Genomic DNA, 15,556 nt, shown 5'->3' on the forward strand with positions numbered 1-15,556 from the left:
CTTCGCGCTACTTGTCGCGACTTCCGGTACTTCCGGTATTTTCGGTACGGGTTGCGCGACGCCTATCGGGTCACCAGGTCACATGGCGTTTCCACCACGCCGGACAACTGCGACTGCTTCTTGTGCTCGCTGATTGCCTTAAGCGCCGTGTCGATACCGAACACGGCCTGCTTGGCGGCGTACTGGTCGGCGGTGGCAAGGACGCGGCCGTCCTTGAGCATCGGCTTGATCGCGTTGATGTTGTCGTAGCCGACCACCAGCACCTTGCCCTGCCGGCCCGCCGCGCGTACGGCCGAGACCGCGCCGATCGCCATATTGTCATTGCCGGCAAGGAGCGCCTTGAGATTCGGATACTCATTGAGCATAGCCGACGCCACGGCGTTGCCCTTGTCGATTTCCCATTCGCCCGATTGCACCGAGACGACCTTGGCGCCGACGGTCTGCATGGCGTCCTTGAAGCCCGCGGTGCGCTGTTGCGCATTGGTGGTGGTCGACACGCCTTCGATAATGCCGACCTCGTCGCCCGCCTTCAGCTTTTTGGCCAGATAATCGCCGACCTTCTGCGCGCCCTTACGGTTATCCGGGCCGACAAACGGCACGTTCAGATCTTTCGACTTGAGCACGTCCGGGTCGAGCCGGTTGTCGATATTGACGACGATGATGCCCGCGTCGACGGCCTTCTTGACCACCGGTACCAGCGCCTTCGAGTCAGCCGGGGCCAGCACGATCGCATCGACCTTCGAGACGATCATCTGTTCGACGATCCGGATCTGGTTCGCGGTATCGGTCTCGTCCTTGATGCCGTTGGTAATCAGGTCGAATTGGGAGGCGTTGTGTTTCTGATAGTCCTTCGCCCCGGTTTCCATGGTCAGGAAAAACTCGTTCGCGAGCGACTTCATCACCAGTGCGACCCTCGGCTTATGGGCGGGCGCGCTTTGCGCGTAGGCGGGGGAAAACGGTATGGCGGCGGTAGCGATGACGAGAACTGCGGCCGCCAGTATGCGGCGGCGAATGCGATGGTCCATGCCTCTCTCCAGGATTTGTCAGGCTCGCGCTCGAGCCTTATTTTTAGCGTCACGCAAACGTTTGCGAGGCCTATTCTCAGCGTGCACGGTTCGGACTGTCAACGACTCGCGGTGTTGCGGCGCACCCGCACGCAGAGCCTGCGTGGCTCCGGTGCGCTCGCTGGATTCGATCCGGCGCGGCGGCTAAGCCCGCCGCCAGGCTGCATGTCGGCAAGGGTTCCTCGTTTGATCCGTGCGTGGCAGATTTGCCACCGGCTGCAAACTCCGCGGCCGGCGGGCCGCCTATGCTGGACTTTTATTGCGCACGATGCAAGCGGCAACCACAACGCGGAACAGCGCGGGACGATGGGCTAACAGCCTGTCAAAGCCAGTCGGCCTTGCGAAAACGCCAGTACAGGACCAGGTCCACGGCCAGCATGACGACCAGACAGATCGGATAGCCGAACTTGCTATGCAGCCCGGGGATGCTCTCGAAGTTCATCCCGTAGATGCCGGCGATCATGGTTGGCACCGCGAACAAGGCGGCGAACGAGCCGAGCCGCTTGGTCACCTCGCTCTCGGCAAGCGAGATCATCCCCAGATTGACCTGCACCGCGGTCACGACCATTTCGCGCCGGCCGTCGATGGTTTTGACGATCCGCTGGAGGTGGTCGTAGACGTCGCGGAAATAGGCTTGCATGCCTTCGCAGACGCTTGGAATGCGGCCGCCCGTCAGTTTGCCGATCCCTTCCTGCAAGGGGGCAATATGGTGCTGCAGGATCACGAGACGGCGTTTCAACGAGTACAGATCCTCGATGATCGCCCGCGAGGCCGCCGAATTGTTGCGCTCGAAGATGCGGTCTTCGAGTGCTTCGATCTCGACGTTCATCGCGTCGACGATCGGAAAATAACGATCGACGATGTCGTCGGCCAGCGCGTAGAGCACGAACGCCGAGCCCTCCTTGAGCAGTTGCGGTTCACGCTCGCAACGGGCGCGAACGTTCTGGAACCCGGTGCGCGTGCCGCGGCGCACCGACAGCACGTAGTTGTGCCCCACGAACACGTCGACCTCGCCGATCAGCAGCTCGCCCGCTTCATCCATTTCCACGGTATGCATGACGGCGAACAGCGACTCGTCGTACTCCTCGATTTTTGGACGCTGATGGCCGTTCTGCACGTCTTCGATCGCGAGTTCGTGCAGGCCGAACTCGTGTTTCATGACAGCCAGCTCTTCCGGCTCCGGGTCTTTCAGCGCGACCCAGACAAAGCACTCGGGCCGCGCCACGTAGTCGCTGATGCTCTCGATATCGATGTCGCCCAGCTTCCGGCCGTCCTGGTAGGCGGCGCAATTGATCAGCATGTTGGATTACCTTGAAAACGGAGCAGACCGGCCGGCTTCGCACCGTACCCAGGCGCGGCGGCCGATCCGCATGAACGAATACACGACAGCCGCCATGTTAAGGGCTGTGCGTGAACATCTTGTAGCCAATTGTTAAACCTGGCGCGGTGGCGGCGGGCGCAGTTGGTGGCGCTCCGGTGCAAGCCGGCGTCGCGGGCCCTGCCCCGCGCTACCGGGCAACCCGGCGTAAAACGATGCGGTGATCGTCGCCGAAATTGATCGACGCGCGGTTCGTATAGCGCGTATCGGCGGTGACCGTAAAGCGCATCTCCACGACCGGATCGAATTGCGTGGAGACGCCGATGCGATGCACGCCCGGGCTGAGATAGAAGACCACATGCTCACCGTTCATCAGATCGGTGACCTGCTCGCCGTCGATGTACACCAGGGCATCGCGGAACCGGACAATCACGTCGCGGGAACGTTCGCGCCGCACGTCCACGGCGACCAGCCCGCCGCCGGGCTGCGTGTAACCGGGCTGGACGATGCGCGTGGGCGGCACCTCCTTGAACGCAACGGGTTCGGCGGGGGTCGAGGCGCAACCGGCAAGCGACGCGACCGCCAGCGTAAGCAGCGCGACTATGCAGAGGAAGTGCTGGCGCATCGGCATGCTGTGGCTCCCGTATCGCTGGCGCTGTTATTGGCAGCGCTGTTCCTGTTATAGGCGCATTGCGCCATCCTGGCCGAGTGGACAGACGCCGTGCCCCTCTTGCACCAGGCCGCGTTCTTCTTCATGATCGCTGCAAAGTGCCGCGCTGTGGGCGCCGCGCGCTGCGGATTTACCCTCGGGTCCGCCGCGTGCTGCCGTTGTTGCCAGCAAGTGTGCTTCCCGGTACCGGCTATGCGCAATGCTTCACCGTCTACCTCGCCGGACCTACGATCAAGGAGACTGCAATGTGGTATTTCAGCTGGATTCTCGGCATCGGCGTGGCATTGGGCTTCGGTATCATCAATGTGATGTGGCTGGAGGCCGGCGGCAAGTTCGCGCGCGACCCGCAAATCGCAGGCACGCCGCCCACCGCGCCTGAGGACATGCCTTCGTGACTCATCTGGTTTTCTTCTGTGGTCACGCGGGCACTGGCAAGACAAGCCTGGCGAAGAAGCTGATCGGCCCACTCATGCAGGCAAGTTCGTCGCCCTTCTGCCTGCTCGACAAAGACACGTTGTTCGGCGGCTACAGCGCGGCCGCCATGGGCATGCTGACCGGCGACCCGAACGACCGCGACAGCCCGCTTTTCCTCCAGCACCTGCGCGACCCCGAGTATCGCGGCCTGCTCGACACCGCCCGCGACAATCTCGAGATCGGTGTCAGCGCGCTGGTGGTCGGGCCGCTCTCGCGCGAAGTACGCGAGCGGCGCCTCTTCGATCGCGCGTGGCTGGGCATCGGCGCGGACGTCACGCTGCGGGTGGTGTGGGTCAGCACATCGGAAGAGACGGCGCATCAGCGTATCGTCGATCGCGGCAATCCGAACGATGCCTACAAGCTCGCGCATTGGGACGAGTATCGGCAACGCCGCTTCGTACCGAGCGGCGAGATTTGCGAAGATCTGTTGATGTTCGACAACACCGCGCCAACCCGCGCGGATTACGAAGCATTGCTCGCGCAGCTGGTGGGCGAGCCGCAAGCGTCGTCTGCAATGCCACCGGTGCCTGTTTAGCGGCCCAGGTAGCGGCCTGCATAGCGACCCGTGCCGCAGTACGTTTAGCAGCGGCGTTTCAAACGCACAACGCCCCGCAATGCGGGGCGTTGTGCGTTCATGAAACAGCCTTCTACGAGGCTCTATGTGTTGCTTGCGTTGCTCGCGGCAGTTACTGCAGCGTTGTCGCACGGCCCTCGGTTTTGAGCCTCGCCTGAAACTTCAGCGCGACAGTCGCGGCTTATACCGTTGCCATCGCATCGAGCGACTGCCCTTCATACAACTGGCCAAAGCGGTTCGAGAGGAAGTCGCGCAGCGACACCTGTTCCTGACGCACAAAGCCGCTTTGCGGCAGCTTCTTCTCGCGGAACAGATCGAGCACCGCGCACATCGCACCGGCCGTGGTGATCTGAATCGCGCTCATCGGCACGCCGCACACCGTCTTCGCGAAAATCTTGCGGGTGAACACTTCCTGCACCAGTTGACCGTCACGCATACCGCTCACGGTGATGAACACCAGCACGACGTCTTGCGCGGTCGAGGGTACCGAACGGCGCATGATGGTCTTGAGCGTATCGCGGTCGCTCGCAAGACGCAGGTCTTCCAGCAGGAACTGCATCAGGTTGCGGTGACCCGGATAGCGCACCGACTTGTAGTCGAGCGATTCGACGCGGCCCGACAGCGTTTCGCATAGCGTGCCCAGGCCGCCGGACGTATTGAAGGCTTCGTACTCGGTGCCGTCGAGCGAGAAGTGTTCGAGGCCTTCCAGCGGCTGCACCCACTGCGTGCGGCTGTCGCGAATCGCTTCGCACGGCTGGCAGTATTCGTTGATCAGACCGTCGACGCTCCACGTCAGGTTGTACTTCAGCGCGTTGGTCGGGAACTCCGGCAGCGCGCCGACCCGCATCTTGACGTCGCGGATTTCGGTGAAACGGTTCGCCAGCTCGTGCGCGGCGATACCAATGAAGCCTGGCGCCAGACCGCACTGCGGCATGAAGGCGTGATCGGCGGAGTCGGCGATCTCGCGGATCGCATGGGTGGCGCGCACGTCTTCGGTCAGATCGAAGTAATGGACGCCCGCGCCCTTGGCGGCCGAGGCCACGTTCACCGCCAGGTAATACGGCAGCGCGTTGACGAGCGTGTCGAAGCCTTGAATGGCGGCGCGCAGGGCGGCGGCGTCGGCGGAGTCGACGCGGCGGGTCGGGATACCCTGGGCGGCGAGCTTATCGAGCGCATGTTGATCGCGGTCGAACGCGACAACGTCGTAGTCGCCCGTTTCGCGCAACATATGGGCGATGGTGTGACCGATCAAACCTGCGCCAACAATGGCTACTTTCATGCGCGTCTCCTGATTCTCTGTCTGCTGTCTCCAGCTTGGGAAGTGCGCTGCGCTTAGGCGCGGCGCCCGGCGGGCTGAACCCTTGAGACACAGTTTAGGGAGAAGCAAAAACAGTTCATACGCGCAAAATGCTGCGCTATGACCATCATTTTCGACATTATGACGATACGATTAGTCGATATGTCGAAAACATGTCAAAACGGCGTAAAAATTGGGCAGCGGAATCACACCATGCCTCGGTCGATCTTACGCGCCAGAATGATCGACGTCGTGGTTCGCTCCACCCCTTCCAGTCCGCCGATCTCGTCGAGCAGATCGTTGAGGCGGTCGGGCGAATCGGCACGCAGCCACGCGACATAGTCGAACTCGCCGCTCACCGCGCATAGCAGTTGCACCTCGGGCATCTTGCCGAGACGTTTCTGCACGGCCGGTCCGTACTTCGGCGCGATGATGATGCCGACGTACGCCTGAATGCTCGAGTCGAGCACGTCCTGGCCCAGCCGCACACTATAGCCGCCGATCACGTTGCTGCGCTCGAGCCGGGCGATCCGGGCGATCACGGTGGTGCGCGCCACGTCCAGTTGGCGCGCGAGATTGGCGACGCTCTCGCGGGCGTTGGCTTGCAGCGCCGCAACGAGGTTGCGGTCCAGTTCGTCGAGTTGGTCGAGGCGCGGAGGTCTCATCGGGGCAGGAAGTTGGTCAGGGATGGAACGGATTATCGCGCGTCCTGGGTATCGGACGTATCGGGCGGCAGGCAGAGGAACCCTGAAGGATCACACGCCGAACCGTTCGATCACGAATTCGATGAAGCTGGTGAGCTTCGGTGTGGCGCGGCGATCACGCGGATAGACCAGGTGGACGGGCGCGCCTTCGGGCAAATAGTCTTCCAGCACCGACACCAGTTCGCCGCTGGCGATCTCTCTGGCAAGCAGCGCCTCCGGCTGCAACACCAGCCCGAAACCGCGCAAGGCCGCAACCTTGAGCGCCTGGCCGTTGTTCGCGCGGAAGCGTCCGGCGCGCAACTGGTTTTCGTCCGCGCTCTCGCCGCCTAGCCGCCACAAACCCTCGCGGCCCCAATGCAGAAAACCCAGGCATTCGTGCTGCATCAGATCGGCCGGCGTGCGCGGTGTGCCGGCTCGCGCCAGATAGGCCGGCGACGCGCATGCGCGCATCCGGTAAGGTTTCAAGGGCCGCGCGACGAAACTGGAATCCGGCAAATGGCCGATTCGCACCGACGCATCGAAACCCTCTTCCACCAGGTCGATCACGCGATTCGACAAATCCAGTTCGAGGCTCACGTCCGGCCAGGCGTTCAGGTAGTCGGTCATCGCCGGGGCAAAGACTTCGACGCCATACGTTAGCGGCACCGTCACCTTCAGCACGCCGCGCGGCGCGGCTGCCATTGCCTCGGCGAGAGACTCCGCCTCCTTGACGTCCGCCAGAATGCGCCTGCACTGCTCGTAATAGTGGCGGCCGATTTCAGTCAGACTCTGCCGGCGCGTGGTGCGCGTCAGCAGCCGCGTCGCGAGCCGCGTTTCAAGCGAGCGGATGTGTTTGCCCACCATCGCCGACGAAATGTCAAATCGTTCGGCCGCCGCCGTGAGACTGCCCGCTTCGACCACCGCGACGAAGATTTCCATGCTGACGAATTTGTCCACCCGCTATTTCCTGTTCGTTTCGGTTGTAAGCGTTTGTCGCACTGCAACCGCAGTGTAGGGATATCGTGATACTAATAGCGGCGACGGCGAAGTGGGCAGCCGGTCGCCTTGCGTCGCCAAGCCGATGCACGTCAGGCCGCTCGCCATGCTCGCCTTGTCCCAATTCGAACAGACATCAGGAGTTTCGATGAAAAAAGCACTCGTAATGCTGGCCACCGCAGTCGCCATGAGCGGCGCATTCGCACAAACTTCCGCGCCGGCTTCGGCGCCGGCCAGCGCCTCGGCACCCGCCGCAAAAGCCGGCCACGAGCGCAATGTCGAAGACCGCATCACCTACCTGCACACGAAGTTGAAGATCACGCCGGCGCAGGAAACGCAGTGGAACGCATTCGCCGACGTCATGCGCAACAACGGCGAAACGATGGGGCAGTTGTTCCAGCAGCGCAAGGCCGCTACGAACCTGTCGGCGCTTGACGACATGAAGCAATACGCGACGATCGCGCAAGCGCACGCGGACGGCATGAAGAAACTGGTCGACGCGTTCGACCCGCTGTACACCAGCTTCTCGGCGGATCAGAAGAAGCTGGCCGACGCAACGTTCCATCAAGGCGGCCCTGAAGGCGGTGCTCATCACCACGGCAAGGGCGGCAAGAAGGCGCCGGCAGCCGAATAGTGCGCTTGTGAAGCCGCGCTTGTGAGGCCGTAAGCGCTTCATGGCGCCACTTCACTGCGCATCAAGCTGATTGCGCTCGGCGCGGGTTTCCGTGCCGAGCGCTCTTTTTTTGCCTTTGCGGACAACCCGAGCCGCCGCCAATGGTAAAAGAAGCCGATCTTCAAATGCATCTGGCATGATTGCGGGTATCTGCAGCCAAAACGCAAAGTCTCTGCGCGGCAGTCAATTTCTCTACACCCACTCGCTTCATGACCGAACTCAAAAATCTCGATCTGCGTAACGATGCCGACGCCCAACGCGTCGTCAAAAACGAAACGGTGAACGTCGAGTTCGCCGCTGCCGAAGGCGAGCTGATGAGCCTGGAAGGGCCGAACCGCTATGCCCCCGGCGACGCGCTGATCACCGGCTCGACCGGCGACCGCTGGGTCGTCTCGCGCGAACGCTTCGACGCAAAATACCTGCCGGAAGACACCACCCTCGCCCACGGCGAACCGGGCCCATACCGCAACCGGCCGGCCGTCGTGCTGGCTAAACAGATGAACGAAGCGTTTTCGCTGGCCCGCTCAGCGAGTGGCGGCGATGTGCTGCACGGCGCCGGCGGCGACTGGATCATGCAGTACGCGCCGGGCGACTACGGTGTCGTGCAGGCGGCACGCTTTGCGAAAGTCTATCGGCTTGCCGATTGAGTCAGGCAAACTCGTCACCGAGATCCACCGTCACATCACGCGGCACGGCCTCGCCGTTCGCATACTGCTCTTCGAGCGAGCCGATGCTCGCTTCGACATACGCCCGCAACACCGCGAAACTCCTGCCACGCAGCCGCGCCGGTAACGCGCGATACCGCGCCAGCGCCGCCGGTGCAATCACCACGGTCATGACAATGCGGCGCGCGGTCGCGCCGAAACGCATGGCAACCCAGTGAATCGCCAGGGTCGGCGTGCCGTCTTCGCCTGCACGCTGAATGAACTGGGTCTGCTCGGGAAACAGATCGCTGATGACGCGCGCCAATTCCTCGAACTCGGGATTCGCGCAGTCGTATTGGTAAGCTTCTTCCATGAGATGTGCCGAAAGGATGAGCCTGAACGGCGTACCGGAAGGGTACGCCGGAAGTTAAAGAATCACGAGGAGGCTGTGTGGCAAGCGATTAACCAGCGACTAACACGCGGCCAACAACTGGCTCACGCGGCAACCGCCGGGCGGCGAAACACGCGGAACAGCAAGCCCGCGACAATCACCGCTCCCAGCGCATACACGCCGTCCACCGCGGCGAGCGGCACGAGTTGCGCCTGGAACAGCGCCGCCGGCACGTCGACCAGCGCATGCAGCGCAATCGCGAGCGGCAGGATGCCACGCCAGCCCGCCCGCACGCCGCGCCACATCAGCATCGACAACCCGATCTGGAACACCAGCGCGGCCACCCGTTCGAGCGCGAAAATGCCGGCCGTCTGCGGCGTCAGGCTCGCGAGGATCAGGTGGATGCGCATCACCGAGTCGGTCGGGAGATTGCTCAGATAGCCGTCCAGCTCGCCGCGGTTTTCGAAGACAGCGAACAGGATCCATTGAATCTGCACCAGCACGCCGACCAGCCAGGCCTCCGCGCCGCCGTGGCCGAGGCCATAGGTCAGCGCCGTGCCGTCACCGGTGCTCGCGGCGGATTTTGACCTCGCCGCCGCACGCTTCAGTAACAGACGCATCCCGATGAAGCGCCCCACTTCCTCGCAGACACCCGCCACCAGCGCGCCGTACACCACAAAGGCCAGCGGATTGGACAGGAAGGTCGCGGTCGCTTCGTTCCGATGCAGCACGTAGTCGTTCAGCGCGCGCTCGATCACCATCGCGAACAACGCGAACACGGCGATGCCGGTGATCGCGTCGCGGGGGTTCAGCGCGAGCGGCCGGCGCAGCCGGCGGTAGATCAGGAACGGTAAGGCAGCGACGAACAGGGTCGCGACAGCGAGGCTCGAGAGGGTAAGCGGTGCAACAACCATGAGTTTCCTTGCGATAACCGGCGCGCACCCGCTGCGCGCCGCAGCCCGAATGATCGCAGATCAGCGCGAAGTCAGCGCAAAGTCGAGGCGCGGACGATCAATTCGCCTGGCAGAAGACAGTCGCGCGCGGTGGTTTGAACCCCTTCGATACGCTCATGGAGGAACTCGACCGCGCGGTAGCCGATCTCGTAGGTCGGCTGGCGGATCGTGGTGATGCCGGCCAATTCGGCCCAGTCGGGATCGTCGATCGACAGCAGCGCGACGCGTGCCTGCCAATCGGCGCCGTAGCGCGCTTTCAGGTGAAGGGCGAGGCATAGCGCGACCGGCGCGTTGGCCGCGAACAAGGCGATGCGACCGGGTTTGCGCGTGGCGTTAAATGTGGCATTGCCGGCTGCGTTATCGACGGCAACGCCTGCCGCGCTATGTCCGGTATTCCCGGCCGAGTGATCTCCGGCATTGCCTGTCGAGACACCTGCGACGCCGCCATGGCCTCCGGCTGCATCGATTACGCGGTCCAGTTCTGCAAGGGCACGCTCGACGGCCGCCGGCTCCGCAAGGTTCAGCACCAGCGTATGCCCACGCGCGCCGCGCTTGCCACCCGCGTCATTGCCGCCTTCGCCTCGACCGCCAGCCCTGCCCTCATGGCCTTCGCTGCCCTCATTACGTTCATGGCCCGCGCCGCTCATCGCCTCGCGAAACGCCGCCTCGCGCAATTGCCGCGAACTGACCTGCTCGAACGGCTGCACGACAAACCAGATATCGTCGAAACCATTGTCGAGCAGATGCCGCGTGCCGAGCTTTGCGGCCTCCCGGTTGTCCAGCCCGACCATATCGGCGACAAGCCCTTCCACCGAACGGTCGACCAGCACCGCCGGGATTCCCCCGCCGCCCACCGGCCGCAGGGTTTCCTCGCGCACGCCGAGCGCGTTGACGATCACGCCTTCCACGCGATACGTGGTCAGCAGTTGCAGATAACGCCGCTCCATTTCGACTTCGTTGGCCGCGTGGCAGATCAACGGCATCAACCCGAGCGCATGGCAAGCGGCTTCCACGCCTTGCAGTACTTCGACGGTGTACGGGTTCGTCAAATCGGCGAGCAGCATGCCGATCAGGCGATTGCGGCCACGCTTGAGGCCGCGCGCCATCTGGTTCGGCTGATAGTCGAGACGCTCGATCGCTGCTTCGATGCGCGCGCGCAATTCCGGCGACAGCACGCTCATCTCGCCATTCAGGTAGCGCGAGATGCTGGTCTTGCCGGTGCCGGCTTCGCGCGCGACGTCGGTAATCGTCGCGCGTCGCGCGGCGGCAAGGGGCGTCGTGCTCATTGCTTTAACACTTCACGGTTGACGATATTGGTGGTGAGCGTCCCTTCGAGCGCGGCCACGAGATTTTCCGCCGCATTGCGCGCCATCGCATGGCGGGTCTCATGCGTCGCCGAACCGATATGTGGCAGCGCGACCACGTTCGCCATTTTCAGCAGCGGCGAATCGGCCGGCAACGGTTCGGTCTCGAACACGTCCAGACCCGCACCGTGAATCGTGCCGTTTTGCAAGGCTTCAATCAGCGCCTGCTCATCGACCGTGGCGCCGCGCGATGCATTGATCAGAATCGCGCTCTTCTTCATCGACTTGAATTCGGCCGCGCCGATCATGTGCTTCGTCTCGGGCGTCAGCGGCACCTGCAGACAAACGAAGTCGGCGGTGGCGAGCAACTCCGCCAATTCGACGCGACGCGCACCGTAAGCCTGTTCCGCCTGCGCGTTTGCGCTGCGATTCGTGTACAGCACCTTCATGTTGAAGCCGAGTGCCGCGCGCCGCGCGACCGCGCCGCCGATCCGTCCCAGTCCGACGATGCCGAGCGTCTTGCCCTGCACGTCGACGCCGAAATGCGCGGGTCCGATGCTGTGCTGCCACTGGCCCGCCTTCACCCACTCGGCGAGCTCGACCACGCGCCGCGCCGACGCGAGGATCAGCGAGAACACCGTATCCGCCGTGGACTCGGTCAGCACGTCCGGGGTGTGCGCGAGCACGATGCCGCGGCGCGTGAGGTCGGCAACCTCGAACTGGTCGAAGCCCACCGAGATGGTCGACAGCGCCTTCAGCCGGCTCGCGCCTTCGAGCATCGCCGGCGTGATTTTCACGCTTGAACCGATGCCGCCGTCCGCGTCCTTCAAGGCGGCGACAAACGTGTCGTGCTGTGCCGGGTCGACCTGCACGACTTGCGCGTGCTGTTGCAGATACGCGAGCACATCCTCGGGCAACGACTTCCAGGCGACGATCTTCTTCATCAGCTTATTTTCCTTGCAACGGTGTAGCGAGCTTGGCGGCCTTATTCAGCGGCTCTGCTTGTGGCTGTGGCTTGACGATCAGCGTCAGAATCACTGCGGCGACCAACGCCACGCTCATGAACGCATACGATGCCGCGGGCGTTCCGGTCGCGCCATTCAGATAGCCGACCACGTACGAGCCGACAAACGAACCGAGCGCACCCATGCTATTGATCAACGCCATCGCGCCGCCCGCGACGTTCCTCGGCAGCAGTTCCGGCACGATCGCGAAGAACGGGCCATAGGGCGCATACATCGCACCGCCGGCGATCACCAGCAGCGCGTACGAAATCCAGAAGTGCGTGGAGCCGAGCGCGTAGGAGGCCGCGAACGCGATCGCGCCGACCAGCAGGAACGGCCACACGAACACTTTGCGGCGGTTGAGTTTATCCGATGCCCATGAAGCCGCAAGCATCGCGATCGTCGCGGCCAGATAGGGCAGCGCCGAGAGCCAGCCGGTTTCGACCATGCCGAGCGTCGAACCGTTCTTCAGGATCGACGGCAGCCACAGCACGAAACCGTACACGCCGATGCTCCAGCAGAAATACTGCGCGCACAGCTTGATCACAGCAGGCGTGCGGAACGCTTCGCTGTAGTTGCGCATCGGCTTGATCGCGGCCTGTTCGGCGCGCAGCGTTTCAGCAAGATCGTCCTTCTGCTGCTGCGTGAGCCACGACACCTGCTGCGGTTTGTCCTGCACGATGAACCACCAGCACACCGCCCAGATGATCGCAGGCGCGCCTTCGGCGATGAACATATGGCGCCAGCCGAACGAGTGCACCAGATAGCCGGAGACCACCGACATCCACAGCACCGTCACCGGATTGCCGAGAATGAGGAAGGTGTTGGCCCGCGAGCGCTCGCTCCTGGTGAACCAGTTGCTGATGAAAATCAGCATCGCCGGCATCACCGCGGCTTCCACGACGCCGAGCACGAAGCGGATCACCATCAGCGAGGGAATATTGCTGACCATCCCGGTCAGCGCCGCGCAACCACCCCACAGGATCAGGCTCCAGAACACGAGCTTTTTCACGCTGCGGCGTTCCGCGTAAATCGCGCCGGGAATCTGGAAGAAGAAATAGCCGAGAAAGAACAACGCGCCGATCAACGACGAGAGCCCTTTGCTGATACCGAGATCCTGGTTGATGCCGGCGGCCGATGCGAAACCGAAGTTCGCGCGGTCGAGATAAGCGAGGCTGTAGGTGATGAATACGATCGGCATGATCGTCCACCAGCGGCGAATCGCAAGCGATGAAGTCATGAAAGTCTCCTTTGTGGACTGGAGTTAGCGCTTTAGCTGTCGACTAGAGTTGGCGCTTTAGCGCTTACTCCAGTCCCATGCAAAGCTCTTACTCGGGTCCCATGCAAAGCTGTCGACTGGAGTTGGCGCGTCAATGCCTACTCCGGTCCCATACAAGCTAGTTGCTAACAGTTTCCCGAAGCAATGATGGACGGTCTGGGGCGCTGTTCGAGCGCTCTTGCTGTTATCGAGCCAGCTAATACTGAATCGTGTTGAGCGCGCCACACGCCGCTCAGCGCGTGCCGAACCCGCGCTCAGACCACGGTCGCAACGCGCGGCGCATCGGCCAGTTCGAGCGCGTCGAGATCGGCGCGGCTCGGCAGACCTTCCGAATCGCCGATCACCTGGATCGCCAGGGCGCCGATGCGGTTGCCGCGCGCCACCGCTTGCGGCAATGTCTTGCCCTCGAGCAGCGCGCTGACCACGCCGACCGCGAAGCCATCGCCTGCGCCAACCGTGTCCACCACTTTCGCGACCGGCTGACCGGCGATCACGGCGGCATCGTCGGCGGTCCGAAAGTACGCACCTGCTGCGCCGAGCTTGATGATCACGCCGCGCGCGCCCTGGTCGAGATAAAACCTGGCGATGTCGTCCGGCTGCGTGTACCCGGTCAGGATTTCCCCTTCGCCGATGCCGGGCAGCACCCAATCAGCCAATGCGGCGAGTGCATTCAGGCCTTCGACCATTGCGGCGCGCGAGGGCCACAGCGTCGGGCGCAGATTCGGGTCGAACGAAATGGTCCTGCCCGCAGCACGCATTTCACGCGCCAGGTGGAAGGCAAGTTCGCACGAACTCGCCGAGATGGCCGGCGCCACGCCCGTCAGGTGAAGGTGACGCGCGGGCAGCACGTAATCGGCCGCGTAGTCGGCCAACGACAGATGGCTCGCCGCCGACCCCTTGCGGAAGTATTCGATGGCCGGATCGCTGCCGTCGTCGTTCTTCGACTTCAACTGGAAACCGGTCGGGTAGCGCTCGTCGGTGGTGACGCAGCGCTGGTCGATGCCCTCTTTCGTCAGCGTGTCGCGCACGTACTGGCCGAACGAATCGTGGCCGACCCGGCTCATCCAGCCCACCTTGAAACCGAGCCGCGAGAGGCCAATCGCCACATTCAGATCGGCGCCCGCGACCCGCTCGGTGAATTGCCCGACGCCGGCGAGTGCGCCGGTTTCGGCGGCCACGAACATGGCCATCGCTTCGCCGTAGGTGATGACGTCGAGTGCTGCGTTTGTGTTGCTCATGCTTCGCTCCTGCGGGTTCCTGCGGATTCCTGTGTTTTTCCGGTTTTGCGCCGTTTTTTGCTACTGCTCTCTCAGGTCCTACGCGCCGCTTATGCGGCGGCCAGCCACGCGACGTAATGCGCCGCGTCGGCTTCGATACGGCTTGCATCGAACGGAAATTCAATGCCGCGCGGCACATGGCGCGGCAGCGTGTCGAGCACCGCGGCGAACTGCGTGTCGCCCGCGGCCGGCGCGGCGGCGAAACGTCGTGCGCCCCCGCCCACTGCCGTCTTGCAATGGATGTACTCGACGTGCGCGGCCAGCGGCCCGGCGGCATCGAGCGGCGCGACATCGCGCCATGCCCAGTTGCCGATGTCGAAGGTCATGCCGAGGACACCCGCCTGGCCTTCACGCGCCAGCGCGTCGAACAGGCCAATGAATTGCGCGGGCGAGCCGCCTTCGGCCAACTGGCCGTTTTCGACAACGAGCCGCACGTTTGCACCGCGCAAATGCCCGGCAATCGCCGCGCCATGGGCCTCGGAAGCGAATCCACCGAGTTGCAGCTTCACGAAGCGCGCACCGAACGCGGTCGCTTCGTCGAGCGCGAGGCGCAGTGCGCCGGCGTCGAGTTGTCCGTCGGACAGGTAGAGCGAAGCGGGGGTCGAATACACCGACCACAAACCCAGTTCGGCGATCGATCTACCGAGCGCGCGCAGTGCCTGCGGCGCGGCGTCGGCATCATTCGCGAACAGTTCGCGGCGCACTTCGAAGGCCGCCGCGCCCGCCTGTTTGCTCGCACCGGCCCACTTCAGATGACCGTCCTTGCGGACCGCGTCCATCCCGAAAGCGCTTGCGACGATCACCACGTCCACTGTGTCAGTCATGTCGAATGTACTCAAACCTGTGCCAAATCAGCATCTGATCGACATTTGGAACCGGTTCCAAATGTATTTCGAAAAAAAGCGCCGAGGCGCTTGCGATGCCCGAATAGTGCGCCGAGCGCGACGTCATGCAC

Annotated in this window: 17 protein-coding genes; 4 read left to right on the forward strand and 13 right to left on the reverse strand. The window is 63.3% G+C overall.

Going from position 1 to position 15,556, the window contains the following annotated elements:
* Positions 1-62 precede the first annotated feature (62 nt).
* The 3 genes from PQR67_RS02375 to PQR67_RS02385 form a co-directional block, all read right to left on the reverse strand.
* Entirely contained in the window at positions 63-1,025 is a 963-nt protein-coding gene (locus PQR67_RS02375) for a sugar ABC transporter substrate-binding protein (protein ID WP_408453926.1), read from the reverse strand.
* 361 nt (positions 1,026-1,386) lie between these two features.
* A complete protein-coding gene (corA, locus tag PQR67_RS02380; RefSeq protein ID WP_408453928.1) occupies positions 1,387-2,364 on the reverse strand; it encodes a magnesium/cobalt transporter CorA in 978 nt (325 codons plus the stop codon).
* Positions 2,365-2,572: 208 nt separating this feature from the next.
* Complete coding sequence (locus PQR67_RS02385; protein WP_408453930.1) at positions 2,573-3,013, reverse strand: hypothetical protein; 441 nt, start codon at positions 3,011-3,013, stop codon at positions 2,573-2,575.
* A gap of 284 nt (positions 3,014-3,297) precedes the next feature.
* On the opposite strand from PQR67_RS02385, the gene cydX reads away from it, so the two are divergent.
* Entirely contained in the window at positions 3,298-3,447 is a 150-nt protein-coding gene (gene cydX, locus PQR67_RS02390) for a cytochrome bd-I oxidase subunit CydX (RefSeq protein ID WP_408453933.1), read from the forward strand.
* On the forward strand, positions 3,444-4,061 hold the full coding sequence (locus tag PQR67_RS02395; RefSeq protein WP_408453935.1) for a P-loop nucleotide/nucleoside kinase family protein: 618 nt from the start codon (positions 3,444-3,446) through the stop codon (positions 4,059-4,061). The genes cydX and PQR67_RS02395 overlap by 4 nt, the downstream gene beginning before the upstream one ends.
* 220 nt (positions 4,062-4,281) lie before the next feature.
* Here PQR67_RS02395 and PQR67_RS02400 read toward each other — a convergent pair whose 3' ends face one another.
* From PQR67_RS02400 to PQR67_RS02410, 3 genes are all read right to left on the reverse strand, one after another.
* Positions 4,282-5,379, reverse strand: a complete 1,098-nt coding sequence (locus tag PQR67_RS02400) for a saccharopine dehydrogenase family protein (RefSeq protein ID WP_408453938.1) — start codon at positions 5,377-5,379, stop codon at positions 4,282-4,284.
* Positions 5,380-5,603: 224 nt separating this feature from the next.
* Entirely contained in the window at positions 5,604-6,062 is a 459-nt protein-coding gene (locus tag PQR67_RS02405; RefSeq protein WP_046569023.1) for an Lrp/AsnC family transcriptional regulator, read from the reverse strand.
* A gap of 90 nt (positions 6,063-6,152) precedes the next feature.
* Entirely contained in the window at positions 6,153-7,037 is an 885-nt protein-coding gene (locus PQR67_RS02410; RefSeq protein ID WP_408453942.1) for a LysR family transcriptional regulator, read from the reverse strand.
* Positions 7,038-7,224: 187 nt separating this feature from the next.
* Here PQR67_RS02410 and PQR67_RS02415 point away from each other — a divergent pair, with 187 nt between their 5' ends.
* Complete coding sequence (locus PQR67_RS02415; RefSeq protein ID WP_408453944.1) at positions 7,225-7,710, forward strand: Spy/CpxP family protein refolding chaperone; 486 nt, start codon at positions 7,225-7,227, stop codon at positions 7,708-7,710.
* Between the two features lie 248 nt (positions 7,711-7,958).
* The gene (locus PQR67_RS02420; RefSeq protein WP_408453947.1) at positions 7,959-8,396 is read left to right on the forward strand and encodes a PGDYG domain-containing protein; all 438 of its coding nucleotides are present in this window, start codon (positions 7,959-7,961) and stop codon (positions 8,394-8,396) included.
* A gap of 1 nt (position 8,397) precedes the next feature.
* Here the strand turns inward: PQR67_RS02420 and PQR67_RS02425 are convergent, their stop codons facing one another.
* The 7 genes from PQR67_RS02425 to PQR67_RS02455 form a co-directional block, all read right to left on the reverse strand.
* On the reverse strand, positions 8,398-8,766 hold the full coding sequence (locus PQR67_RS02425; RefSeq protein ID WP_408453950.1) for a DUF3022 domain-containing protein: 369 nt from the start codon (positions 8,764-8,766) through the stop codon (positions 8,398-8,400).
* Positions 8,767-8,888: 122 nt separating this feature from the next.
* Entirely contained in the window at positions 8,889-9,698 is an 810-nt protein-coding gene (locus PQR67_RS02430) for a YhfC family intramembrane metalloprotease (RefSeq protein ID WP_408453953.1), read from the reverse strand.
* A gap of 71 nt (positions 9,699-9,769) precedes the next feature.
* Positions 9,770-11,023, reverse strand: a complete 1,254-nt coding sequence (locus PQR67_RS02435) for a LacI family DNA-binding transcriptional regulator (RefSeq protein WP_408453956.1) — start codon at positions 11,021-11,023, stop codon at positions 9,770-9,772.
* On the reverse strand, positions 11,020-11,985 hold the full coding sequence (locus PQR67_RS02440; protein ID WP_408453959.1) for a 2-hydroxyacid dehydrogenase: 966 nt from the start codon (positions 11,983-11,985) through the stop codon (positions 11,020-11,022). The genes PQR67_RS02435 and PQR67_RS02440 overlap by 4 nt, the downstream gene beginning before the upstream one ends.
* A gap of 4 nt (positions 11,986-11,989) precedes the next feature.
* A complete protein-coding gene (locus PQR67_RS02445; protein WP_408453962.1) occupies positions 11,990-13,285 on the reverse strand; it encodes an MFS transporter in 1,296 nt (431 codons plus the stop codon).
* A 293-nt stretch (positions 13,286-13,578) separates the two neighbouring features.
* Positions 13,579-14,562, reverse strand: coding sequence for a sugar kinase (locus PQR67_RS02450; protein ID WP_408453965.1), 984 nt, complete (start codon positions 14,560-14,562; stop codon positions 13,579-13,581).
* A gap of 89 nt (positions 14,563-14,651) precedes the next feature.
* Positions 14,652-15,425 carry a sugar phosphate isomerase/epimerase family protein gene (locus PQR67_RS02455; RefSeq protein WP_408453968.1) on the reverse strand — a complete coding sequence of 258 codons (774 nt, stop codon included), beginning with the start codon at positions 15,423-15,425 and terminating at the stop codon, positions 14,652-14,654.
* Positions 15,426-15,556 lie beyond the last annotated feature (131 nt).

It is taken from the genome of Paraburkholderia fungorum, from assembly GCF_046026025.1.
Taxonomy (GTDB): Bacteria; Pseudomonadota; Gammaproteobacteria; order Burkholderiales; family Burkholderiaceae; genus Paraburkholderia; species Paraburkholderia fungorum_E.